Source organism: Paenibacillus sp. FSL R5-0766 (genome assembly GCF_037971845.1).
Taxonomy (GTDB): domain Bacteria; phylum Bacillota; class Bacilli; order Paenibacillales; family Paenibacillaceae; genus Paenibacillus.
The window spans coordinates 5,763,400-5,786,336 of record NZ_CP150227.1 but is presented as its reverse complement, the minus strand read 5'-3'; the positions used below and the strand labels follow the sequence as shown (position 1 = coordinate 5,786,336).

At 41.4% G+C, this 22,937-nt stretch carries 23 protein-coding genes; 21 read left to right on the top strand and 2 right to left on the bottom strand.

The annotated features are described in order from the left end of the window. Positions 1-7 precede the first annotated feature (7 nt). The 7 genes from MKY66_RS25105 to MKY66_RS25075 all read left to right on the top strand — a co-directional run bounded on the left by MKY66_RS25105 (position 8) and on the right by MKY66_RS25075 (position 6,441). Positions 8-799 carry an RNA methyltransferase gene (locus MKY66_RS25105; protein WP_076211289.1) on the top strand — a complete coding sequence of 264 codons (792 nt, stop codon included), beginning with the start codon at positions 8-10 and terminating at the stop codon, positions 797-799. A 215-nt stretch (positions 800-1,014) separates the two neighbouring features. Continuing rightward, positions 1,015-1,524, top strand: a complete 510-nt coding sequence (locus tag MKY66_RS25100; RefSeq protein ID WP_256704219.1) for an SMI1/KNR4 family protein — start codon at positions 1,015-1,017, stop codon at positions 1,522-1,524. Between the two features lie 326 nt (positions 1,525-1,850). Then, positions 1,851-2,609 (top strand): SDR family NAD(P)-dependent oxidoreductase, encoded by a 759-nt coding sequence (locus tag MKY66_RS25095; RefSeq protein WP_076211294.1) that lies wholly within the window; start codon positions 1,851-1,853, stop codon positions 2,607-2,609. A 60-nt stretch (positions 2,610-2,669) separates the two neighbouring features. After that, entirely contained in the window at positions 2,670-3,755 is a 1,086-nt protein-coding gene (locus MKY66_RS25090; RefSeq protein WP_076210931.1) for an alkene reductase, read from the top strand. 175 nt (positions 3,756-3,930) lie between these two features. Continuing rightward, entirely contained in the window at positions 3,931-4,929 is a 999-nt protein-coding gene (locus MKY66_RS25085) for an NADP-dependent oxidoreductase (RefSeq protein WP_076211295.1), read from the top strand. A gap of 61 nt (positions 4,930-4,990) precedes the next feature. Then, positions 4,991-5,569: a TetR/AcrR family transcriptional regulator gene (locus MKY66_RS25080; protein ID WP_076210933.1), complete on the top strand. Its 579-nt coding sequence runs from the start codon at positions 4,991-4,993 to the stop codon at positions 5,567-5,569. 89 nt (positions 5,570-5,658) lie between these two features. Then, positions 5,659-6,441, top strand: coding sequence for an SDR family oxidoreductase (locus MKY66_RS25075; protein ID WP_076210935.1), 783 nt, complete (start codon positions 5,659-5,661; stop codon positions 6,439-6,441). On the opposite strand, the gene MKY66_RS25070 is transcribed toward MKY66_RS25075, so the two are convergent. Beyond that, positions 6,418-6,711 carry a hypothetical protein gene (locus tag MKY66_RS25070; protein WP_076210936.1) on the bottom strand — a complete coding sequence of 98 codons (294 nt, stop codon included), beginning with the start codon at positions 6,709-6,711 and terminating at the stop codon, positions 6,418-6,420. The two genes, MKY66_RS25075 and MKY66_RS25070, sit on opposite strands and share 24 nt — an antisense overlap. Before the next feature lie 797 nt (positions 6,712-7,508). On the opposite strand from MKY66_RS25070, the gene MKY66_RS25065 reads away from it, so the two are divergent. Together MKY66_RS25065 and MKY66_RS25060 are read left to right on the top strand one after the other, a co-directional pair. Beyond that, a complete protein-coding gene (locus MKY66_RS25065) occupies positions 7,509-8,096 on the top strand; it encodes a sigma-70 family RNA polymerase sigma factor (protein WP_076210938.1) in 588 nt (195 codons plus the stop codon). Continuing rightward, entirely contained in the window at positions 8,083-8,832 is a 750-nt protein-coding gene (locus MKY66_RS25060) for a DUF3600 domain-containing protein (RefSeq protein WP_076210940.1), read from the top strand. Before MKY66_RS25065 ends, MKY66_RS25060 begins: the two co-directional genes overlap by 14 nt. Before the next feature lie 75 nt (positions 8,833-8,907). Here MKY66_RS25060 and MKY66_RS25055 read toward each other — a convergent pair whose 3' ends face one another. Next, entirely contained in the window at positions 8,908-9,783 is an 876-nt protein-coding gene (locus MKY66_RS25055; protein WP_076210942.1) for an AraC family transcriptional regulator, read from the bottom strand. 108 nt (positions 9,784-9,891) lie between these two features. On the opposite strand from MKY66_RS25055, the gene MKY66_RS25050 reads away from it, so the two are divergent. The 12 genes from MKY66_RS25050 to MKY66_RS24995 all read left to right on the top strand — a co-directional run bounded on the left by MKY66_RS25050 (position 9,892) and on the right by MKY66_RS24995 (position 22,907). Continuing rightward, a complete protein-coding gene (locus MKY66_RS25050) occupies positions 9,892-11,049 on the top strand; it encodes a Gfo/Idh/MocA family oxidoreductase (RefSeq protein WP_076210944.1) in 1,158 nt (385 codons plus the stop codon). Between the two features lie 479 nt (positions 11,050-11,528). After that, positions 11,529-12,593: a hypothetical protein gene (locus tag MKY66_RS25045; RefSeq protein ID WP_143760312.1), complete on the top strand. Its 1,065-nt coding sequence runs from the start codon at positions 11,529-11,531 to the stop codon at positions 12,591-12,593. Positions 12,594-12,607: 14 nt separating this feature from the next. Then, positions 12,608-13,867 (top strand): hypothetical protein, encoded by a 1,260-nt coding sequence (locus MKY66_RS25040; protein WP_076210948.1) that lies wholly within the window; start codon positions 12,608-12,610, stop codon positions 13,865-13,867. A 32-nt stretch (positions 13,868-13,899) separates the two neighbouring features. Continuing rightward, positions 13,900-14,934, top strand: coding sequence for an SAF domain-containing protein (locus tag MKY66_RS25035; protein ID WP_076210950.1), 1,035 nt, complete (start codon positions 13,900-13,902; stop codon positions 14,932-14,934). Positions 14,935-14,948: 14 nt separating this feature from the next. Continuing rightward, on the top strand, positions 14,949-15,632 hold the full coding sequence (locus MKY66_RS25030; protein ID WP_076210952.1) for a hypothetical protein: 684 nt from the start codon (positions 14,949-14,951) through the stop codon (positions 15,630-15,632). Between the two features lies 1 nt (position 15,633). Next, positions 15,634-16,473 carry a hypothetical protein gene (locus tag MKY66_RS25025; protein ID WP_017692338.1) on the top strand — a complete coding sequence of 280 codons (840 nt, stop codon included), beginning with the start codon at positions 15,634-15,636 and terminating at the stop codon, positions 16,471-16,473. 1 nt (position 16,474) lies between these two features. After that, the gene (locus MKY66_RS25020) at positions 16,475-18,382 is read left to right on the top strand and encodes an ATPase, T2SS/T4P/T4SS family (RefSeq protein ID WP_076210954.1); all 1,908 of its coding nucleotides are present in this window, start codon (positions 16,475-16,477) and stop codon (positions 18,380-18,382) included. Further along, positions 18,379-20,451 carry a hypothetical protein gene (locus MKY66_RS25015; protein ID WP_076210957.1) on the top strand — a complete coding sequence of 691 codons (2,073 nt, stop codon included), beginning with the start codon at positions 18,379-18,381 and terminating at the stop codon, positions 20,449-20,451. Before MKY66_RS25020 ends, MKY66_RS25015 begins: the two co-directional genes overlap by 4 nt. Before the next feature lie 18 nt (positions 20,452-20,469). Continuing rightward, positions 20,470-20,961, top strand: a complete 492-nt coding sequence (locus MKY66_RS25010; protein ID WP_076210959.1) for an ABC transporter permease — start codon at positions 20,470-20,472, stop codon at positions 20,959-20,961. A 33-nt stretch (positions 20,962-20,994) separates the two neighbouring features. Next, the gene (locus MKY66_RS25005) at positions 20,995-21,375 is read left to right on the top strand and encodes a hypothetical protein (protein WP_076210961.1); all 381 of its coding nucleotides are present in this window, start codon (positions 20,995-20,997) and stop codon (positions 21,373-21,375) included. 13 nt (positions 21,376-21,388) lie between these two features. Continuing rightward, positions 21,389-21,937, top strand: a complete 549-nt coding sequence (locus MKY66_RS25000) for a hypothetical protein (RefSeq protein ID WP_076210963.1) — start codon at positions 21,389-21,391, stop codon at positions 21,935-21,937. Beyond that, a complete protein-coding gene (locus MKY66_RS24995; RefSeq protein WP_076210965.1) occupies positions 21,924-22,907 on the top strand; it encodes a hypothetical protein in 984 nt (327 codons plus the stop codon). Before MKY66_RS25000 ends, MKY66_RS24995 begins: the two co-directional genes overlap by 14 nt. Positions 22,908-22,937 lie beyond the last annotated feature (30 nt).

Sequence of the window (22,937 nt, the reverse complement as noted above, 5' to 3'; positions counted from 1 at the left end):
TGGAAAGATGGATATTGTATCACCGCAAAATACACGTGTAAAAGAATGGGCACAGTTGCTGGAGAAAAAGCATCGTACCCGTCAACATAAATATATCATTGAGGGCATTCATTTGGTCCAGGAAGCATTGCGCGCCGGAGCAGATCTGGAGTGTATCGTGTACGACGGAGAGCAAGGCGTACCTAGCGAACTCGCCGGGCTTGAGAATCCGCTACAGCGTGTGGAGTGGGTTAGTGTATCTCCTGCGGTTATCGCCAAATGTACGGATACGATGACACCACAGCCTGTATTCGCGATTGTACGTAAAGGCAGTGAGCCACTGGAAAGCCTGATCACAGGAGTTCGTGGACTTGTGGTTGTGCTGGATGGGGTGCAGGACCCAGGTAATGTAGGGACAATCATCCGTAGTGCGGATGCAGCTGGAGCTGCTGGGGTTGTACTTGGCGCGGGCTGTGCTGATGTGTATAACCCGAAGACGATTCGTTCGACGATGGGGTCATTGTTTCATTTGCTCATTGTGGAGGGCCAGTTGGAATCCTTGCTTCCCGAAGCGAAGGCTGCGGGCGTGAAGCTGGTAAGTACTTCTTTGCAGGCAGAGCACTCATGTTATAGTTATGATTTTACGCAGTCGGTATGGCTTGTCATTGGTAACGAAGGCAAAGGCATCTCGGATGCTACGGCACGTTTGGTAGATGATGCGATTACGATCCCGATGCAGGGACAAGCTGAGTCACTTAATGCGGCAATGGCGGCAACGATTCTGTTGTTTGAGGCGATGAGACAGCGGATGTTTAACTAACTAATAATTCCTGTCCATTTCCCAATTAACTGTCCCTAACTAAAAAATTGACTTTCCCCCAACCACCAAAGGCTGGAACCTGGTTGCCGCTTTTCCCAACCATTTTTCCAGTCTTTTTGTCTTTGTCTTTGAAGTACCACAGCAGGGATTTTCCATTCAAATCCCGAATAGGTGATATAGTTTCTATCTCTTAAGCTGATGGGCAGGTGTATAATTTGGAAATTAATAATGGAAAAGGAAACAATCACTTTAGGGAATTTATGACTTGGGCAGGGGAAAAGGGCTGGGACATAATGAGTAAATCCGGTTCGCAGTCACATTTAAACAGCAGCGTTACTTCAAGATATAAAGGACTTCCAGATGAATATTTAGAATTTCTAAATGTAGTTGAAAAATGCGTTGCACCGGATGAGCAAACCTGGTTTATTTGTGAGGCTGAGTTCAACAATAGCACGGAGACCGCATTCCAATGTAATGAATTTGAAATGCTTAGTTTGGAGGCAGCAGAGGGTGATTCTATTTGGCAGTCAGACATAACGGCCTGGTGGGATCATCACTTGCCGATCGTAATGTCTGTGGAAGATGGATATTCCTTCTATGCCATTGACTTAACAACTGACAGAGGAGCTATTGTCCGTGGATGTGAGCCTGAATTTGAAGAGGTTGAAAAGGTATCCGATTCGTTTGGAGAATTTCTGGCATGGATGATGTCGAATTCAGATTAGCGTAACTAGGAAAGGTTGATGGTTATACTTGTGGCCATTGGCCTGACAGTAGATTATTCAATGAAAGAAAAATTAGTTCTGCTTAATTTGAAGGATTGAAACGATATAGGAATTCTTAATTTATGATATAAATGGTTTATATAGCTATTCTCATTTAAGTATGTTCCAAGCATATGTTCTACATATAAAATAATTCTTTACTGTTCGTTCTAGAAATGATATGCTAACAGCAAGTTAGTTCTAACTGCTTTTTTTTGCACAATAAAGAACGATCGTTCTCAAAACTGAAATTACACTAATCTAAAGAATATGAGGGAGAGAATATGATGAAATACACCGTAATTACAGGAGCAAGTTCAGGAATTGGATATGAAACAGCATTGGCATTTGCAGCACGGGGCAAAAACTTGATTTTGGTAGCTAGAAGATTGGATAAGCTTGAAGAGCTTAAATCGACTATTCAGGGTATCGATTCTAAAGTGAATGTTGTCGTTCACACAAGCGACCTGTCTGTTACCGCAGAGGCTTACGAACTGTATAACGATTTGAAGGAATATGAAATTGAGACTTGGATTAATAATGCCGGGCTTGGAGAAGGCTCGTTCATTGCTGAACAGAATTTGGATAAAGTGGAGATCATGCTGCGTGTTAACATCGAATCTTTGACCATTCTCTCTACATTGTATGTGCGAGATTATGCAAATGTCGAAGGTACTCAGTTGATTAACGTCTCCTCCGCACTCGGATATGCCATTGCTGTAGGTAGTGTTGCTTATTCTGCATCGAAATACTACGTTAGCGCCTTTACAGAAGGTCTTGCCAAAGAACTGGAACTGAAGGGTGCAAAACTAAAAGCGAAGGTGCTTGCACCAGCGATCACGGAAACAGAGTTTGTACAAAAATCAATTGATGCTGAAGGATTTGATTACAAAGCGAATATGTCCAAATATCACACAGCTAAAGAAATGGCAGGCTTCATGATCGATCTGTATGATCACCACGAAGTGGTTGTAGGCATTGTAGACCAGAACTATGATTTTCAGCTGACAGGCGCAATCTACCCGGTCATTTCAGAATTGAATTAATACAGCAGAATCTAGAGGATACATCTACAAAATCTCAAATAAGAAGAGGAGTACATCCAAATGGAAAAGATATGGAGTAAAACGAAGATTGGCAACATGGAATTGCCTCATCGACTAGCGATGGCACCTATGACACGCAGTAGAGCACAAGAAGATGGTACACCTGGAGAGTTGGCGGCACTTTATTATGCTCAGCGTGCAACGATGGGACTTCTGATTACAGAAGGAACACAGCCTTCTGATGATGGACAGGGTTACTTGTGGTCACCTGGCATTTACACCGATAAGCATATTGAAGGATGGAAAAAGGTAACCGATGCGGTGCATGAAGCTGGCGGATATGTATACATCCAATTAATGCATGCGGGTCGCATGTCACATCCGGACAATACCCCGCATCATCGTCAACCGGTTGCTCCATCTGCAATCGCACCTGGTGTAGAAATGTTTACGGCTACAGGGATGCAGGATATCCCCGTTCCCCGGGAATTGAGTCAGGAGGATATTCAATCGACCATCGCTGATTTCCGAAAGGCAGCAGCCGCAGCGATCGAAGCAGGGGCAGATGGCGTGGAAATTCATGGAGCCAATGGCTATTTGATCAATCAATTTTTAGGAGAAAATTCAAATACACGCACAGATGAGTATGGCGGATCTATTGAAAATCGTGTTCGTTTTGCGATTGAAGTAACCAAAGCCATCGTGGAGGAAATAGGCGCAGAACGAACTGGCTTCCGTATCTCACCAGGGACACCGCTGGGTGGAATTCAAGATGGCGAACAAGGCCCTGAACTCTATCGCTATCTTGTAGAAGAATTGGCTCAATTGGATTTGGCTTACCTTCATGTTATGCATCTTGGAGATGAACAACTGCTCCAAGACATTCGTTCGATCTGGCAAAATCCACTGTTGGTCAATCGGGCTGGAAGAACGTTGGATGATCTTAGTGTAGATCTAGATCGTGGTCTCGCTGATCTGGTACCGGTAGGTGTATGGTCCTTAGCTAATCCGGATTTCGCGGAACGACTTCAACAGGGGGTGCCACTGAATGAAGCAGATCCGACAACATTCTTTGGTTTGGGAAGTAAGGGCTACACAGATTATCCTACGTTGGAAGAATTAAAGTCGCAAGAGGGGCTACACTAGCACAAAGCATGGAGCATGGCGTACAACTGAATACTGTGCGCCATGTTCCTACATAAGTTGAACTAATCATTTACACGATAACAGCGATTGGAGGGTTGTTCTGTCATCGTAGTGTCAGTGTAAATAATCTTTAGTTCAACTTATATAGTCTATAAGCAAAGGAAGAGGATAAATGATGAGAGCAGCTCAAATACAGAAATACTCCAAAAAAATCCAAGTGGAAATCAATGATATTGAGATACCTCAGATTCATAGCCGTGAGGTCCTTGTCAGAGTAAAAGCTGCGGGTGTAAATCCGCTGGATATCTTGAATATGAATGGCAGTGTTCGGATGATTGCCGACTATACGTTACCTTTAACTTTAGGGAATGAATTATCTGGTGTCATTGAAGCTGTCGGTGATGATGTTTCGAATTTTAAAGTAGGGGACTCGGTTTATACCAGGTTGCCACTGAATAAAATTGGTGCTTTTGCTGAATATGCGGCTGTGCATGAGGATGACTTATCCATAATGCCTGAAAATCTGTCTTTTATCGAAGCTGCTGCGGTACCCCTTACTGCCCTGACCGCGTATCAAGCATTGCATGATGTACTCCAAGCTGAGCCGAATAAAAAGCTGTTTATTCCTGGTGGAACGGGTGGATTCGGTGCGATGGCCATCCCGATTGCCAAGTCCATGGGATTAACGGTGATTACAAGTGGCAGTGAAAGGGGCAGAGCACGTAGTTTATCCATTGGAGCAGATCAATTCATTAATTATAAGACTGAGCGTTATGCTGATATCCTGTCCGATATCGATTATGTCATTGACACTTTGGGTGCGGACGAGATCAAAGCTGAACTGAGTATTTTGAAACCACAGGGGAAATTAGTTTCTTTGAAGGCGGGACCCAACTATCGCTTTGCAGTGGACAGTCAATTCCCGTTGTGGAAAAGAGCATTGTTTGGTCTCGTAGGTGCACGCCTGGATTCTTTAGCGCGTAAGAATCAAAATGAATATCGTTTTTTATTTGTGCATTCCAGTGGGATCCAATTGCAAGAAATCACTTCTCTTGTAGAAAAAGAAGACATTAAACCTTCGATCGATTCTACGTATACGTTTGAGGACATTGAAAAGGCATTGATCAAAGTATCAACGGGTCACTCCCAGGGCAAAGTCATTGTTACCTTTTAAAGGCTCGTTAAGATCATGCTTGTGTTATTCAATGTTTGTTTTCTGAACAGGAGGGAAGCCAATGGCGAGAAGCAAAGAGTTTGAAGAGTCTGTTGTACTGGATAAAGCGATGAGACTTTTTTGGGAACAAGGTTACGAGAAGACGTCTATGACGGATCTGGTTAATCATATGGGAATTCATCGTAAAAGCTTGTATGACACATTTGGTGACAAACATACCTTGTTTCTAAAGTCAGTTGATCTGTATGATCACAAAATCAGCTCCGCTCTTGCAGCAGGCGTAAAGCGTTCTAAAACGGCAACGGAAGCACTTCAGTTTATATTTCTTTCTTTAATTCATGGAGAGGAATCTCCAGCATCAGGCTGCTTCATTGTTAATTCGACGGTAGAATTGGCGGCACGTGATGACGATATAAACAACCGATCGATAGAGATGTTTGCCAATACGGAGAAACTAATCAAGGACATTATTGTGTGGGGACAGCAGGAAGGTGAATTCACAACCGAGTACAACGCCGAAGTATTGGCGGAATATCTGCATAATGTAGGCGTTGGGTTAAGGGTGATGGCCAAAACTTCGATGACCAAAGAAAAACTTCTTCGTATCGCGATGCTATCCATGGATCTCATACGGAGGTAGTCTATTTTTTTTACTATTATAGAACGTTCGTTCAAATATTGATGTTCCAGATGAAACACATTTTATAGAAAAGAGAGGCAGGCAACAACATGAGAAAGACAGTTCTAATCACAGGGGTATCGGGTGGGATCGGTAAAGAGTTAGCAGATCGGTTTGCCAAAGGTGGACATCATATTGTGCTGGTAGCACGAAATGAGGGTAAAATACAGGATCTAGCTCAGGAGTATCAGAAAAAGTATGGTATTCAGGCAACGGTTATTGCCAAAGATGTAGCGGCACCTGGGGTACCACAGGAGATTTATCATGAGCTGAAGGAAAAGGGCATTGTTGTTGACTATCTTGTCAACAATGCAGGTTTCGGTCTGTTCGGGACGTTTATGGAAACGGATCTGGAACAAGAAGTTAATATGATTGACGTGAATATCAAGGCTTTAACCGTCATGACCAAGCTATTCTTGCCGGATATGATCCAACGTGGGCAAGGCGGTGTGATGAATGTGGCCTCGTTGGTAGGTTTTTTTCCTGGACCGATGATGTCGGTATATTATGCAACAAAGGCATACGTGCTATCGTTCACTGAGGCTTTGGAGAATGAAGTAAGCGGAACGGGCGTTACGGTAACGGCACTGTGTCCAGGTCTGACATCTACCGGATTTGTGGATCGTTCGGGTATGGGGGTCTCAAAGATGCTGCAAGGCCCGATCATGGAAGCGGGACAGGTAGCGGAAGAAGGGTATCGAGGCTTTTTGGTTGGCAAGACATTAATTATGCCTGGTGCTCGAAATCGATTCATCGCGTTTATGCCGCGGTTGTTGCCGCGTAAGATGATGACTCGCATAATTAGATCCTCACAGGACAAGACAGGACATTAAAACATAAAAAGGAACTGGTCGATTTGATCTTTTATGATTCCCCCCAAGTAACCGTTTCATGGAATGAGGATAATAAGGTAGTTGTTTTGCAATGGAAGAGCTTAGTATGGTGATCCATGAATTGATAACTCCCGTGTGACTCAGAATGGCACCGCTGATAATCGTGATCTCATTCGGAATTGGAATTCCGAAAGGCCCTAATGAGAAGGCAAAATAAAAAATCAGATAACCATACTGATGAAGTAGCTCTAAGATCGTATTACTGATCATTGTTTTGCCTCCTCTCTTGTTGATATAGCAATCTTAATGAAAAAAACTAAGGAATTAATGAGCATATTTCTGAAGAAAATCTAAAGAATACATAAGCAAAGCCAAACAACTTATGTTTAAGAGAAAAAAGCCTTGCCAACGTACTGGCAAGACTTGAACAGGTAGAACTACTCAGAAGCGGTGATCAAGTGATATGAATTTCTGAATATCAAATAAAGTTTGCCTCAAAAAGGAACGTATAAGCTAGCTCGAGTTGATTACCTATATCTTTATCTGTAAGGAAGAGGATGAGCATCAAAGAAGAGCCGAGACGTCATAATGACGACTCAGCTCTTTTTTGATGTCCCTGGGGATCAGACTTCTTTGAAATCAGATTATTGTAGGAAGTAGAACCATCTGAATTTGGTACCAGCAACAATAAACAAAACAATCCATCCCCATAAAAACAACAAACGTAGAGGTCGTGGAATCAGGAGATATTCTGAGTACAATTTGCTGAAAAGTTTCATTACAGTAGTGACCACCCTGCTAAGTTACTCCCTTATTTCCGCTTTCGAAAGAAAAAGAGACGATAAGTTAACCAAGATCCCAATAAGTCTATATACCGTGACGTAGGCCTCGAATTAAATTCTGGATACAGAACCTCTAATTATATCAAAATTAGGTATATTATATCATGATAAACACCAGAGGACCTTTTTGTGTCAGATTCAGCCATACCTACTCATTCAATAAATAAATCGAACGATATGATGCTGGCATGCCAATATATAGTGTAAGGAGGAGGGGGATGGATAATGAGTGAGCAAGATGAGTACATAGAACTTGTAACGTTAATACGGGCGGGGCATGAAGAAGCTTATGGAGAATTATATGAGAAAACAGTGACGAGGATATATCAAACTGTGCGATTTCTCATCAAGGACAAGTCTGATGCGGAGGATGTAGTACAGGAGATTTACATTCAGGCGTATCGATCATTGGCGCGATATGATGCGGAGCGTGCTTTTCGTCCCTGGTTGATGGGGGTGACGATGCGACAGGTTCAGAGTTATCGACGCAAAAGATTGATGCAGTTTCGGTTTGGTAAGCGGATCGAGAAATCTGACGTTGGACTAGAATATGATTTTTCCACTGATCTTGTCAACAAACTGGCAAATCGTCCTCTCCTGGAACAGGTGCGTCGTTTGCCGTACAAGCTGCAGCAGGTGGTTACACTTCATTATTTGAATGAATACACGCAAGAGGAGATTGCTGGCATATTGGAGATTCCGATTGGAACCGTAAAATCGCGCATACATGCGGCGCTGGCGAAGTTAAGACAGAAAGAGAAGATGAATCCAAGATTGCGGGGAAAGGTGGAGGATCTGCATGAAACTCGATGAACAGTTGCGAACAGCCTACCAGGAAGAGACCAAAGACTGGTCCGTTCCTGCGAGAATTAAACATAAAATGATGGATGGTATTCGAAATGATTCACACATCAGAAGAAATCGAAGAAAATGGCTGGTCACTGGGCTATTAGCAGTTGTGCTCGTTATTCCCACCGGAGCCTACGCAGGATACACCTATCTCGCAGACGGAATATATGGTTCGAAGGAGAATATCGCTGTTATGGGGGGAACAGCTGAGGATTATATGAGGTTGGAAGCAAAGCTGCAGACGGCAAAGGCCCATTTCAGCGAAGAAGAATTTGTTCAGTATATGGACTTGCTGAAGCAAATGGGGCAAATGGCCGTGAAGCATGCTGATTCTCAGGGCAATATGCATCCAGAGCAGTGGAGTACAGTAGAGCAAGAACGATATAACCTTCTTGTAGCTGAGCTGGAACCGTTTTTCGAGAAGCTGGAAGCTGTGAGTACTGCTTCACAAAAGGATCCTATGAATGAGCAACAATTCTGGACGGAGCAGTTGGCGCGGGCGGAGGAGATGTTAACTAAAGAGGAGTTTACCGAGTTGAAATCTGTGTATGAACAAATGAAGGCGTATGAAGTGATGGTGGTGGACAAGGATGGAAGTATTCATGATGAACGCTTGTCAGTGGAACAGAAGGATGATTTGAGGCAATTAAGAGAGCGACTTATTCCGTATTTGGAGAAGTTGGGGCTTGATGTGCGGTGAAGCAAGTGAAATCGGTTTGTACGTGAAGAAGCGGAGAAGTGAATTCTTTCGCTTCTTTCTTGTTGTTGTGATCCATTACTTCCTCCCCTGCACCTTCAGCCGATATTGATGTGGTGTAGAGCCTGTGGTAGTACGGAATACTTTGCAAAAGTAGGAGGGGCTCGTCATACCGACACGGTGACCGATTTCGGGAACGGTGAGCGAGGATCGAGTGAGCAGCACACAGGCATGACGGATGCGGGTGGCTTGAGCATAAGCAACGATGGTGGTGCCAGTCGCTTTTTTGAATACATGAGATAGATGATAGGGGGACAGATGAAGAGTATCTGCGATATGCTCCAAACGAAAAGGTTCTTGGTAATGCTGCTCAATCCATTGCATGATTGCTTCGGCATGAGGGTGAAGAACGTTTGCACTGGACGAGAGTACATCTCCGGAGCGGCGTTGCTGCCCGTCCTGCCACAGATAGCGAAGTTGTGCGAGCAGATCCAATAAAAAGAGGCGTGTATCCTCCTCTATTTCGTGAGGAAGCAGACCTGGATACGTATCTGCATATTGTTCCATTCGTTGAACGAGTGGGGATGTGGCAGCAAGTCGGATGGGCTGAATGGGGGATTGCTCTTCCAGCAGATCCTGTATGAAGTCGTGAGTAACGATAAATTGGGGCCAATGTGCCTTCAGTAGATCAAGTTCAACCATGAGTACATTTCGAATGAAAGGCTGCTGTCTGGATACTTGAATCTGGATGTGGTGCAATTGAAAAGGTCGAAAAATCATGAGCATACCGGGTTCAAGGGAGAAAACCTGACCTTCGGTTATCAACTGCCCATATCCTTCGTGAATATAGGTTATCTCCAGCTGCGAATGAGCATGGAACACTTCGCGAGACGTAGTGTTGGATGTACGACGACAGACCAGATTAAATTGTTCTCCCAGAAAGATGGACTTCATGAATGCCTCCCTTATCATGCGCAAGATAGTTTTATTTTAGCACAAGATGAACGCATAAAAGCGCTTTATTATTGTGTATTGTGAAGGGAATAAGGGAGGTATGCAACGATGTTAAAAGTGGCTATTATCGGAGCAGGTGCAATTAGTGGAGCACATATCTCAGCATATATGGCGTTCCCTGAGCGATGTCAGATTGTTGCTGTGGTCGATATCTACGTGGAAAAAGCACAGAAGCGAATTAATGAATATGGTCTGGAAGGTGCACAAGCTGTCACGGATTACACAGAGTTACTTGCCCAAAACATTGATCTGGTATCAGTCTGTACACCACCGTATACGCATGCTCCCATTGCGTGTGATTTCATGCAAGCAGGTGCACATGTGTTGGTTGAAAAACCGATGGCATCTTCCCTGGAGGAAGCGGATCTGATGTTGAGAGCAGCGCAAGCAAGTGGCAAGTTGTTATCCGTAGTAGCACAGAATCGTTTTACGACACCAATGATGAAGTTAAAAGGTGTGCTGGACAGTAAACGGATGGGACCGATTGTACATGTGCAGGTTGATTCGTTCTGGTGGCGGGGCCACAATTATTATGATCTGTGGTGGCGCGGGACATGGGAAAAAGAAGGCGGAGGCTGTACGCTTAATCATGCGGTGCATCATATTGATGCCATGCTCTGGATGATGGGACCTCCAGTGGAGTTACAGGCGATGATGACAAATACGGCACATGATAATGCCGAAGTTGAGGATATATCCATGGCGATGCTTCGCTTCCAGGAAGGGGCGCTTGGCATGATTACCAGTTCCGTCGTACATCACGGAGAGGAGCAACAGTTAATTTTTCAGGGCAAAGAAGCCCGGGTATCTGTACCTTGGAAAGTGGTTGCTTCTACCGCGCGGAATAACGGATTTCCGGAACCGAATCGAGAGTTGGAACACCAGATTCAGAAGCTCGCTGACGAATTACCGGAGATCACTCATGTCGGTCACGCTGGGCAAGTTGAGAATGTGTTAAACGCTATTGAGACAGGATCACCCCTTCTGGTGGATGGCCAAAGTGGTCGGAATACGCTTGAACTGATTGTGGGTATCTATAGGTCGGCAAGTACGGGAGAAAAGGTTGTTTTTCCACTAGGGGCGGAAGACGCGTTTTACACAAGAGAAGGAATTATGCAACATGCCGTACACTTTTATGAAAAAAAGAAGACGGTGGAGAACTTCGAGGATTCGAGTATTACACTCGGGAGCAAGTTGGATTTTTAATGCAAATTTTTAGTGTTTTTTAGACTATTTAATCATTTATTTTGTGATAAGAGCAATATGAAAAACTATAGAACAAGTGGGTGAAATATCCAATAAAACGCTGTTAGATCAATTGATCTGGCAGTTTTTCTGGTTGGCTACATACTTGGAAATTTTCTTGTTTTTCAATACCACTCAATTTAATTGGAAATGAAAAAGGAAATTCAGGATCTGAACTTAACAATGTCTAGGACTGTTGTGAAAATAAAGGACTATATTCTTAGGTACAATTGGTCATAAATAACAAAAATATGTTGTAAAATTGCTGAAATGGGTCTATTATTTAATCTGCTGTTACTTATTTATTCAAATGCTAGGTACTAAGAACCAAATTAGATAAGAATTTGATTATATTTGAAATGGGAAAAATGAATGAAAAATTGGAATTGTGAAATTCATGAAATTACATAATTTTCAAGAAAGTGGGTTAAAGGAACTACATGGGGGATTTTGGGAAGTTAACAATCGGTTCTATGTTGTCTATTAATATTGTTTTATTTATCATTGGATTTTTAATGTACAGGAAATGGCGAAACCCAACATACTTAAAGTTTTTGGGAGCTTTTTCTTTAATGTTATTTGCAAATGCGGGTATGGCTCTGATGCCTCATAAGCTCATGTCTGCATATATGTTTTTCATATCACTCTATGCAACGGGAATGATAATTGCTCAAATCGGGATATTTCGACTTTATTACAACAAACGAACAGACAAACTTTATGTACATTTAGGCGGAACTGCGGTTACTTTGATTACTGCCGCAATGTCTTTGTTCTTACCTGTACAAATGAGTTCCTTTTTAGTGTTTCTCTCTGTAGTAGGTGTGACATTGTACACACTCGTCAAGATTTTTCCGGATGTCGGGCTAAATCCGCAGTATTTTATGGTAACGATCCTTTTTGCAATGCAGCTATTGATGCATCTATCAGGCGCATTTACAGGTTATGAACTATTGGCAGAACTTAGTTTGATTTTGAGTGTTTTTGCTAGCTTCATAGTGTTCACGATGATTTTTGAAAAGATTATTGGGGTTATGCAAGCTGCGACATACACATCAACACGGGATGAAGTAACAGGTTTGTTCACGCAAAAACATTTTATTCATCAAGCTAATCAAGCTTTATCCAAAGGGAAGACAGTAGGGGTATTATACATAGAAATTCAGAATCCAGCCCACATTTCGGAGGAAGAGTCCTTTAAAAGAGCGGGAAGAGCCGTGGGAAGGGCTTTGGAAGGTAGTGGATTTGCTGGACGTTACCAAAGTAATGTCATTGTAGCTCTTATAACAAGTTCTAATTTACCATTAGCAGAGCTGGCTAACTCCATAAGGATGAAAATTGATGTTGAAGCCTCAAGTACTGTACTGATTGGGTATATTGACACTAAGCCTGAATTTACATTGGATGATCATATCCGTGAGGCGAAAGAAGGCGCTGTTCGAACGAAGCAAAGTGGGCTTAATAGAATCTTTGATCTAGACCAAAGTAAAATTTTAGCGGATTAATGGAGGCAACCATAGTGAATGCGGTTATCATTTCCAGTAAAGCTTCTACGCTAGTACATGAAGCTATAGGGAATACAGATGTTAGTTTTGAAAAAGTAGGTCGCTTTGAGAGTGGTCAGTTTATCGAATTTTGCCAAGCTGTAGCTAGAATTAACATCAATGCATTTATAACTGATCTAGACTGCACCGATTCAAATACTTTTCTACGTGGAATTAGTCAATATCGAACAGTGCGTTCAAATACTCGAATTATTGTCATTGCTCTTGATCGTTATGAGGATGACGGAGTCGTTCATGAATTGGCAGATATGGGGATCAACGTTGTTACAACCTCGCCAGGAACGAAGCCAAAGTCCATTATTCCAGCACTGCGCAATTTATTGCCAAATCAAGGTGAGGTAACTGGGAATGGACAAGAGGATTGGGAATCCAATGATTCTGATCTTGAAAAGATAAAGGATCGCATTTATCGCTATACAGCGAAATTAACCTCTGCGGGCAGTTTTGACTCATCAGATGTCATGGATTTGGAACTTCCAGATGTACCGATTCAAGAAAGAATCATTCTTAAAGATCGGATCATCGGAACCATTTTAGTAGCAGTTATGGGAGTTGAATCCAAAGTCGGTTCAACTCATCAGAGTATATTAATTGCAAACTATTTAAAACGTAAAGGCTACTCAGTAGGTTTAGTAGAGGCAAATAGTTCAAGTGACTTTACAAGTATTGAGAACGCATATGAAGGAACACAGGATTTCAAAAGCAATAACATTCACTTCTCTATAGAGGGCGTGGAGTATTATAAGAATAATAACAAATTGGATATTAACCATCTGATTACAGCAGGACATGACTACTTAATTTTAGATATCGGGAGCTTTGAAGAGAGTGACTGGAGTAAAGAGTTCTACAGAGCGAGTGTAAACATTGTGCTGGGTGCGGGTAGCGAGTGGCGACAAGGGAAAATTAGAAGATTTAGAGATTTACATAAAAAAATGGATCAGTCTAATTGGGTTTATTGTGTACCATTTGTTGAAAACCTCAGTATCCAAGATATTCGAAAAGATCTTCCAGGGAATCTTGTTTATCGAATTCCACCACATGCAGATCCCTATAAACACCAAGGAGATACAGACTCGGTATTAAACAAGTTGATGAAAAGCTACATGGGGGACTCTAAGAAGATATCTTCAAAAGCATTATTGTATGGTGTCCTTGGACTGTGCATCGTTATTATTATTGTTTTGATTATATTATTGGTCGTGAATAATTAAGTTTAATCATGTTGGATTGAGAGGAGTTCGTTATGTCTAAGATTCGTTTTAGGCAGAAGCAGTTGCTTCTGTCCGCTTCCATTGGGGGTGCGATCATTTTATTTGTTTGTGTTATCGCTGGCTATTTTATTATTGACTATATTCAAGGGAGATATGTTGAGCGAACACTTCAGATTGAGCAACAACTTCAAGATGCACAGAAGAAGTTGAATGAAGATAAGATGAAAGTGATCGTACTGAATGATGATCATAAGGCCGGAGATTTAATTACAGAAGATGACGTGAGTTCTCTAGTTGTACCAGTTAGTACGGTACCCCAAAATACAGTAGAGCAAGCAGAGATTGTAGGGAAAAGGATTAAGATTGATCTTCAGAAAAACTCTATTATCACCACACCAATGTTGTTTGAAGATGGAATAACACCGAATGACCTTAGAAACCAAGAGTTTAGTCTAGTACAGCTTCCTTTAAAGTTGAAAAAAGATGAATTTGTAGATGTTCGGATTCGTTTTGCAACAGGTCAGGATTACATAGTACTTTCTAAGAAAAAAGTAGAAGATTTAAATAATGGGACGATATGGTACAAAATGACTGAAAAAGAAATTTTGACGATGTCAAGTGCTATTGTAGATGCTTACATCAATGATGCCTCTATCTATGCATTAAGTTATGTAGATCCTTACATGCAAGATGGTGCAATCATCAACTATCCATCTAACCCTAAAGTATTGGATCTCATTGAATCTAATCCTAATATTATTGGATTGGCAACCACGGCTCTCGAACGACAAGTAAGAGCAAAATTAGAACAAGATCTTCAGTCCATGAGTGATGAAGATAGACAAAAGTATATCAGTGGACGTAATACGACGGAGATGAACTCAAGGGAGTACATTACGGAGACAGAAGGACAAGGGAACGGAACAACATCCCAGCAAGATAATTCTCTGATGAATGAAAATTCAGCGGATATGAATCAGCAAAGCAATACTGGAGATACACCAAATGCAACTTCAGACTCAGGTAGTATTTTCAATGATAGCAATACACGTGAACCTGCACAGTAAATAAGGAGACCAAGATGAAACAAATACTTGTTATGGGCCACTATGATAAAACGGATTTTATGATGTACCTTGGTAAATTGTTATCAATGGATCATCGGGTTCTGATTGTAGACGCAACGCAAAATAAGGATTACGAGTTCGTATTCCCTAAAATTGATCATTCTCTCACGATGAACACTCATGATCAATTTGATGTTATGGAAGATGTTCACTCGTATGAGGAACTGATGCATAATCTGGAAGAAATGAAATATGATTTTGTACTCATAGATTGTAATGACGAGGCTTCGTTGGTTGATTGGCCAGAAGTGGATTTTGTTTATGTTGTGACTTCCTATGAGAATCCTGTTATTCAGAAAAACGTTAACCTTATTCGCGCGTACTTCCAGGGAGAAAAGTTATCTTCTGTTAACCTTCCAGTAACGAAAGTTATTTATGAGGTTAGTAATCATCTGGACGAAAAATATATGGATAGTCTGCTGGATGAACTACCTTTATTGTGGAAAGAGAGTCTTGTTTATTATCCTGATGAACGTGATCAGACACTGAAGATTATTAATCAATATAAAAATACAGTCATGGTCAAACGTATGTCCAGTTCATACAAGCTAGTCATTAAACAGGCGATAGAGTTCATCCTTGGTTTGGAAACGTCAAAAGTTAACGCATTATGGAAGCGGGCCGAAAGGAGTAATTAACATGGGTAAAATTGCATTATGGGGTATGCAGCATGGATTAGGCGTAACCAGTGCAACCGCTGCTTTGGCTGCATTTATCGGGTTGGAGTATGATGTGAGAACTTTAGTATCTCAGCCGCAGCGGACGGACGGGGATATGGAGCGGTTTTTCAATAAAACAATTAATCAATATAATCGGCAATTTTTTGCCATTGGTGGATTGGGGCTCGACTCATTAGAGCGTGTTGCGAAGAGCAGTAAGCTTGAACGCAATAGTGTTAAAAATTATACGCTAATGGTAGAGCGGAATCGTTTGGACCTTCTTTGGGGAAGTGAACGTCTTAATCGACCACAACAGGGTTCGATCGAAGCTGTGAATATGGTATTTCGTATGGCGGCAGAATACTATGGCATTTCACTTTTGGATGCTAGAAGTGGGCAGGATAACGAGGTCTCTAACAGCCTGATCAGGGATGCAGATTTGGTGGTTATCTGTGTGAATCAAAATATAAGTGTACTAGAAAAATATTTTGACAATCAAAGGAAGCATTGGCCAGAGGTACTTGAAGAAAAGCCACATCTACTTCTTATGACGCAGTATGATCCTATGTCAAAATATAAGATCAAAAATATAGCCAACAAGTACAAGCTCAAAGCTCCTATATTGACAATTCCCTATAATACAAGCTTCAAAGATCATTTAAATGATGGTGACATTAAAGGTTTCTTTGCTAGAAATCGATTTGTCGGCAGCAGTCATGAAAATCATTACTTCATACAGGAAGTTGGCCGTGCTGCAAAAACAATACTGCATGAGATTGGTATTAACACCAAACTGAAGCGAATTGAAAGAGGGAATTAAGATGGGACTGAATTTCACCATTAATTTCCTCGCAATTGTTTTGATCGTAGCTGTTTTAATTGCATATTTATTCTTGAAGCTGAACAGAAAACCTGGTCAGGTTGGAACACGTCAGAAAAATGAAAATGAAGAACGGTTCCAATTTGATTATCTTCTTGAATACGTTAAAACCATGATTAATGAGTACGTAAACAGTAACTTGTTGGATATGGGAATGACAAGCGAGGAATACAATCGTCGTCTGGGAGTTGTAGCTGAGCTAAGAAGTGCCATGAAAAATGCGACTTCAGGTGACATACAAGAGAAGATTTATCTTAAGCAATTTATATCTGATCTTTTGGAACGTAATTATGGTTTTAACGATGATAATATCGATAGAATCATTCCTTTTGAGGATGAAGATCAATTAACACAACAAGATAAATTTGATATTTTGCTTCATTTATATAAAAAGAAGCACGGATTTCAAGGTCTATCTAAGTTAATCGATAAGTATCAATTGGATCAACCAAAAAAAGTTATTGAAGATGGAACGGTAGATTCATATGTAATTACGGGTGATGAGATTGACTCCATTTTTGTCAAAGAAGCACGTGGTGGTTTGGAGTTTGATGATAAGTTAGCTATCGTTGTGCAGCGTGTATACCAGCATTATAAAGGGTTTGGCGTTATTGACGAAATTCGTGATATGTCCATTGATGGCGTATCTGGTGGGGTATCAGGTGTTCCTACCAATATGCAGATTGTGGAAGATGAGATTTCATTACTGCAAGGAATGAAGCAATATAAGTATCCAGGGTACCAGAGCGTATGGATTTTCTTTCGAGGTAAATCTATACATTTATCGTTTTTAAGTTTTGAAACCGACCTAGAATTGAAAAGGGTATGTCAGAACATCTATAAGTATGACAATCCAGGTCAACTAACGGAGACGAACGGTTTTAAAGTAAATGAAATGAAAGATGGATCCAGGGTCGTGGTTGTTCGACCGCCGTTTGCAGAGAGTTGGGCATTTTTTGTTAGGAAGTTTGATCTACCAAATATGAAATTAGATCATCTGATCTCATCCAAAGATGCCGTAAATGCTGAATTAGCTAGAGATATGATTAAGTATCTGATGAAAGGTGCGCAGGTTACTGCATTTACTGGACCTCAGGGTTCAGGAAAGACATCTTTGGTCATGGCCTCAGTTAAATACATATACGCTACGTTAACTTTGAGGATTCAAGAGATGACATTTGAGCTGCATCTAAGAAGACTATATCCACAACGTAACTCACTAGCATTGCGAGAAACCGAGAACATTGCTGGACAAGCTGGACTAGACCTTCAGAAGAAAACGGACGGTTCCGTAAACATTCTGGGGGAGGTCGCTACGGACCCCGTGGCAGCTTGGATGATTCAGATGTCGCAGGTAGCAAGTTTGTTTACGATCTTTACACATCATGCGACCTCTGCACGTGAATTGGTATGGTCTTTGCGGAACTCATTGCTCAAAACCGGTGTGTTCCAGAATGAGCGTATCGCAGAAGAACAGGTAGCAAATGCGGTGCAATGGGATGTTCACATGCGTAAGGAAATGAACGGTAAACGTTACATTGAGCGAATAACTGAGATCACACCTGTTCGATTTGAATCGGATACGTTGGAGCATGAAGAAGTGTTATCTAAAGATGATTCTATTGAGAGCAAGTTGGACGCTTTGGTCAATCTTCAAAGAGAAGTGTACAGAAGAAATAGCGGAAGAGTATGGAATGCACGAAATATCATTGAATACCGTAATGGTGAATACGTTGCTGTGTCTCCAATCTCTCCTGAAAAAATCGAAAAAATGTTGTTTAACATGAACGAGGAAGATCGTGAGAACTTCGGACAGTTTCTGAATGCACACTGGGGGCAGGCTCAATGAATAAGTGGATATGGATTTTTGCCATTGCGGGCGGTGCCCTGCTTATTTCGGGCGGAATACTTCTTTATCTTATTCTCAAAGATCGCAAGCGGAAGAAGAATCGTGAGAATGTATGGCCTTCTTCTAAAAATGTAACAGGAAAAACACCACGACAATTGTTGGTATTTTACCAGAAATCATATCATCAACTGATCAAGGTTCCGATCGTCAAGTCACAGATTCTGAAGATTCGTAAACGTCTGACTGCGATCAACACCTACGATGAGTACTCATTGCGTAAAGAAACGATGCGAATTACGTATTTGACGCTAGGATCTATCATTATTGGACTTATTGTACTGGCAATAATCAGCAAAAGTTGGATGGCATTATTCTTTGGAGCATTAGCAGCTATCGTTATAAACGAACTGTGCATTGATATTTTTGTGAACCGGGTTGAAGATCGTCTGTTAAAACAGTTCTCGAACGTTCTGGAGGATGATCGTCATCATTATCAGGAAGTGCGGATGGTTGATGAGGCCTTGTATCAGGCTGCCCAATCGTCACCACATGACATCAAGCTCCAGACGGAGAGGATTCACGAAGTATTAACATCCAAGGATCCTGCTCGAGAGCTGGAAAAATACTATGCGGTTGCGCCTAACCGTTATTTAAAAGTTTTTTCCGGAGTGTCTCATTTAATTATGGAGTACGGTGACCGCAACGTTCAAAAGGGTTCCATGTATCTGAATGCCATTAATAAATTTGTGCAAGAGATCAGATATGACCTGATGAGAAGGCAAAAATTACGTTACAAATTAGGCGGATTGACCTTACTTGCACTTATTCCAATCCTGCTGTCGTTTCCGTTGCAACGTTGGGCGGAAAACTATTTTCCAATTACGACAGAGTTCTATGACAGCAGAATTGGTTTTTTAGTTCGAATGTTCATATACGCTTCAGCTGTAATCTGTTACTCGCTAATTCGTAAATTATCGGAGAATGATGAAGCCAAATATGTAGCTAAAGGTCCGCGAAAAGAGTGGGAAAAGAAAGCATATTCTTGGTCTTGGGTCAAGTGGATCGTGGATCGTTTGGTCCCATCTCCAAATACGAGGAAGCATCATCGAACCAACATGCTCCTCAAAGAGGCAAACTCTCATCTAACATTGGAATGGTTGTATATTCACCGAATCGTTATCTCTGTCTCCGCGTTTATTGGTGTAATTGTGTTCTCTGTGTTTTTACATTACAACAGCGTACACCATATCTTCAGCAAACCGACGTCAGAAGCAACGAACATTCTTGGATATATGAATGCGGATGAATTGGAACGTGCTAATCAGGTAACGACAATGGACAACCAAATTATCGAAGATCTTCGGACAAATAAAGATTTGACGCGAGAACAGGTTGTTCAGTCCATAGAAACTCATTCAAATGAGCCATTAACAGATGTGGCTATGAATAATACTGTCAATCGGATTATCGGTAAAGTAACTGTTGTGAACAACGAGTATCTGAAATGGTGGGAACTCCTTATCGCTATAGGCTTTGGAGTTACAGGATATCACATCACCATATGGATTTTACAATTTCAGCGTCGGTTACGCGCATTGGAAATGCAAAATGAAGTGGACCAATTCCATGTGTTAATCTCGATTCTGTGTGAATTTGAACGGATCTCTGTGGAGACCGTACTTGAGTGGATGGAACGATACAGTATCATTTTCAGACCAGCGCTACAAAAATGTCTGCTCAATTATGATAGTGGTGCAGAGGAAGCCTTGAAAATGCTGAAATCGGATGCTCCGTTCGATTCGTTTGGTAGAATCGTGAAGCGTCTAATGCAAGCGGTAGATAAGCTTTCGTTACGTGAAGCGTTTGACGATCTGGAGATGGAACAAGAGTACTATGCTGAGCAGAAGAAGGAACGCCTTGAGCGTTTGATTCGAAAGAAAACATCGTATGGCAAGTTATTTGGCTGGACACCAGGTGCACTGCTGATTGCACTATATCTGGTCTTCCCATTCCTTTACATGTCATTCAAACAACTAAGTGATATATCAACACAATTACAAACTATTTAAGAGGGGATTGATTTTTTCATGGAAGAAAATACAGGCGTCGGAATACGGGTCGCAGCGGGGATATTCCTCACCATTATGTTGATTACGATTGTAGTTATTATTACGATCTCGTCGCAGGATGCGGCGAAACAAGGACAGACCAAGATGGCTGCGATTACGACGCAGTTGTCGGATACGGAATATCAGACGTATAGCAATACGACTTTGTCGGGCAGTCAGGTGTTGAATGCAGTGCGACAATATATGAATCAGGAACAATTTGGTGTGCAAGTAATTACAGGAAAACAAAGAAACTCTGAATATGAATATAATAAGAAGGGTCTTTTTTATGGGAATAAATTTGATACTCTAACTGGTGAGATCCCACCATCAAATGAGAAAGAACTTGATCTATCTGGAGCTGAAAATCAAGCTTCGATGGCCTACATTAATCCTAGTGGAAAATTTAAATCCTCTATTGTTAGAGATAAAAATAATATGATTCGTGGGATAATTTTTACCCAAGAATAGTTGTAGAGATGATACTTTACAAGGAGGTCTCCAATGAGCGAAACGATGGAAAAGTTCATACTGGTCGTGGCTGAAATCAGCATTCTGATCGTTGCTTGCATGTTCGCTCTTGGAGGCATTCAGTCTCAGGATGCAGCAGTTAACATTACGCATAAATCTGCAGTAAATGAAGAGCGAAGATTGTTCACAAGTCTTGAAATTACGGAGCAAGTTACCTACACGGGTGCAGAGGTTCTTCAAAGCATAAGACAAATGAAAACCTTGGACGCCAATATCCGTGTAGTTAATAAATACTTCTATAGTTCAGATGATATTGAAAGTATTGATGTATCAGGAGTCGATCTCAGTCGAACCTATGTTGTTTCATATATTCGAGACAGTCAAGGCAAAGTACAAACCATTGTTTTTACATAAAGGGTGAGCTAGTGTGGAAAACTCTTTCTCCAAAATATTAGGCATTTTCATTGCCATCGTGTTGTTATTCTTGTATCCGTTGTACCAACAGGCTCAAAGACAGGATGACTTGTCTCAAATCGTTATCCACTCAGCTGTGACTACATTCGTGGATTCCGCTAGAACCAAGGGGTATATCACTCCTGAGATGTATCTAGAGTTCAACCAAAAGCTCGGAGCTACGGGGAATCAGTATGACATCCAGATGGAACATTTACACAAGAAATATAATCCGGAATATACCGATCCGGCTAATTCGGCTACATTCCGTGATAGTTTCACGACCTACTTCGATGGTCATTATAATCAGGAAATTATGCAGAGGTTGTTTCCCAATAGCCCAGCATCTGATCTGAATCGTAGATATGTCATGGCGGTAGGTGACTTCTTCACCGTGAAAGTGAAAAATGTTAATCGCACCATGGCTACAATCCTTAGTGATGTTTTTACTGGAGGCATCACGGATGGCAACGTTAAGGTCTATGTTCCTTACGGGGGAATGGTAATCAATGAAGATTACTAATCTGGCAATATTGTTTATCTGTATCTTTGTCCCTTTTTATCTAGTCATGGATTTTCGAACAGGAGACCAAAAAACGGCTCAGGCCTTATCTGATCAATATTCAGCTTCACTACATACTGCAGTTCAGGATGCTTCTCAGATGTTAAATATGAATGTACTCCAAGAATATGAGGCGGGTTATCAGTCGAGAAAATTCTTCTTTGCGAATAAAGAGAGAGCGCTGGACACTTTCTTTCGCACACTCTATTTGAATTTTGATGTTGTCAATGACCCTGTTAGACAGGGAGCTCTTGCGGGATATATTCCAGCAGTTGCCGTCATTGATTACGATAGCTATGACTTGTACGCAGTGGATGAGTACAGGGATGCCAATGGAGAGAGGGTATTCAAGCATATGTGGAGACCGAAGAAACCATATTCGTACTCGGACGACAGAGGTAACAGTATTAATTTCACGTTGGACAGTTATGTATATGCGTATGATTCTTACGCAAAGGCTTGGGTTGAAGGGTTCCGTGAAGATTTGGAGGGCACAACCAACATTCCTTTATTAGACAATGCAGCCAATTTTGAAGCGATGCGAAAAAGTGTCATCGTGAAAAGTATTCAACAGGATCTGGCTTATTATATAAACAAACATAATGAGTACGCGACTCGGTACGGAGTCCATTATACCTTTAGCCTTCCACAAATTTCACAGGAAGAATGGATCAACTCTATCGATGACATTGGAATTATGGCATTTATCCAAGGAATTCCGATAGGGGACCAATTCTATAACAACTATGCTCTTGGTGGAGGCCGACTGGTCAAGAAAACAGAGATTAAAGGCGCTGTCGATCTGACAACCGGTATTAAATATTATTACCCTAGTACGTGTTCTTATGGTTATCGGGAAGATGAGACCTTCTCAAGTGAAAGAGATGCAGCAGCAGCAGGTTATTATCCGAAGGGTTGCATGAATCGCTAAAAAATACGTTGAAGAGGAGGCAGACTGAGC

Bases quoted from the DNA above. Each gene is read 5' to 3' on its own strand.
- MKY66_RS25105 (WP_076211289.1), top strand. From the start codon at position 8: ATGGATATTGTATCACCGCAAAATACACGTGTAAAAGAATGGGCACAG.
- MKY66_RS25095 (WP_076211294.1), top strand. From the start codon at position 1,851: ATGAAATACACCGTAATTACAGGAGCAAGTTCAGGAATTGGATATGAA.
- MKY66_RS25090 (WP_076210931.1), top strand. From the start codon at position 2,670: ATGGAAAAGATATGGAGTAAAACGAAGATTGGCAACATGGAATTGCCT.
- MKY66_RS25085 (WP_076211295.1), top strand. From the start codon at position 3,931: ATGAGAGCAGCTCAAATACAGAAATACTCCAAAAAAATCCAAGTGGAA.
- MKY66_RS25080 (WP_076210933.1), top strand. From the start codon at position 4,991: ATGGCGAGAAGCAAAGAGTTTGAAGAGTCTGTTGTACTGGATAAAGCG.
- MKY66_RS25075 (WP_076210935.1), top strand. From the start codon at position 5,659: ATGAGAAAGACAGTTCTAATCACAGGGGTATCGGGTGGGATCGGTAAA.
- MKY66_RS25070 (WP_076210936.1), bottom strand. From the start codon at position 6,711: ATGATCAGTAATACGATCTTAGAGCTACTTCATCAGTATGGTTATCTG.
- MKY66_RS25065 (WP_076210938.1), top strand. From the start codon at position 7,509: ATGAGTGAGCAAGATGAGTACATAGAACTTGTAACGTTAATACGGGCG.
- MKY66_RS25060 (WP_076210940.1), top strand. From the start codon at position 8,083: ATGAAACTCGATGAACAGTTGCGAACAGCCTACCAGGAAGAGACCAAA.
- MKY66_RS25055 (WP_076210942.1), bottom strand. From the start codon at position 9,783: ATGAAGTCCATCTTTCTGGGAGAACAATTTAATCTGGTCTGTCGTCGT.
- MKY66_RS25050 (WP_076210944.1), top strand. From the start codon at position 9,892: ATGTTAAAAGTGGCTATTATCGGAGCAGGTGCAATTAGTGGAGCACAT.
- MKY66_RS25045 (WP_143760312.1), top strand. From the start codon at position 11,529: ATGGGGGATTTTGGGAAGTTAACAATCGGTTCTATGTTGTCTATTAAT.
- MKY66_RS25035 (WP_076210950.1), top strand. From the start codon at position 13,900: ATGTCTAAGATTCGTTTTAGGCAGAAGCAGTTGCTTCTGTCCGCTTCC.
- MKY66_RS25030 (WP_076210952.1), top strand. From the start codon at position 14,949: ATGAAACAAATACTTGTTATGGGCCACTATGATAAAACGGATTTTATG.
- MKY66_RS25025 (WP_017692338.1), top strand. From the start codon at position 15,634: ATGGGTAAAATTGCATTATGGGGTATGCAGCATGGATTAGGCGTAACC.
- MKY66_RS25020 (WP_076210954.1), top strand. From the start codon at position 16,475: ATGGGACTGAATTTCACCATTAATTTCCTCGCAATTGTTTTGATCGTA.
- MKY66_RS25015 (WP_076210957.1), top strand. From the start codon at position 18,379: ATGAATAAGTGGATATGGATTTTTGCCATTGCGGGCGGTGCCCTGCTT.
- MKY66_RS25010 (WP_076210959.1), top strand. From the start codon at position 20,470: ATGGAAGAAAATACAGGCGTCGGAATACGGGTCGCAGCGGGGATATTC.
- MKY66_RS25005 (WP_076210961.1), top strand. From the start codon at position 20,995: ATGAGCGAAACGATGGAAAAGTTCATACTGGTCGTGGCTGAAATCAGC.
- MKY66_RS24995 (WP_076210965.1), top strand. From the start codon at position 21,924: ATGAAGATTACTAATCTGGCAATATTGTTTATCTGTATCTTTGTCCCT.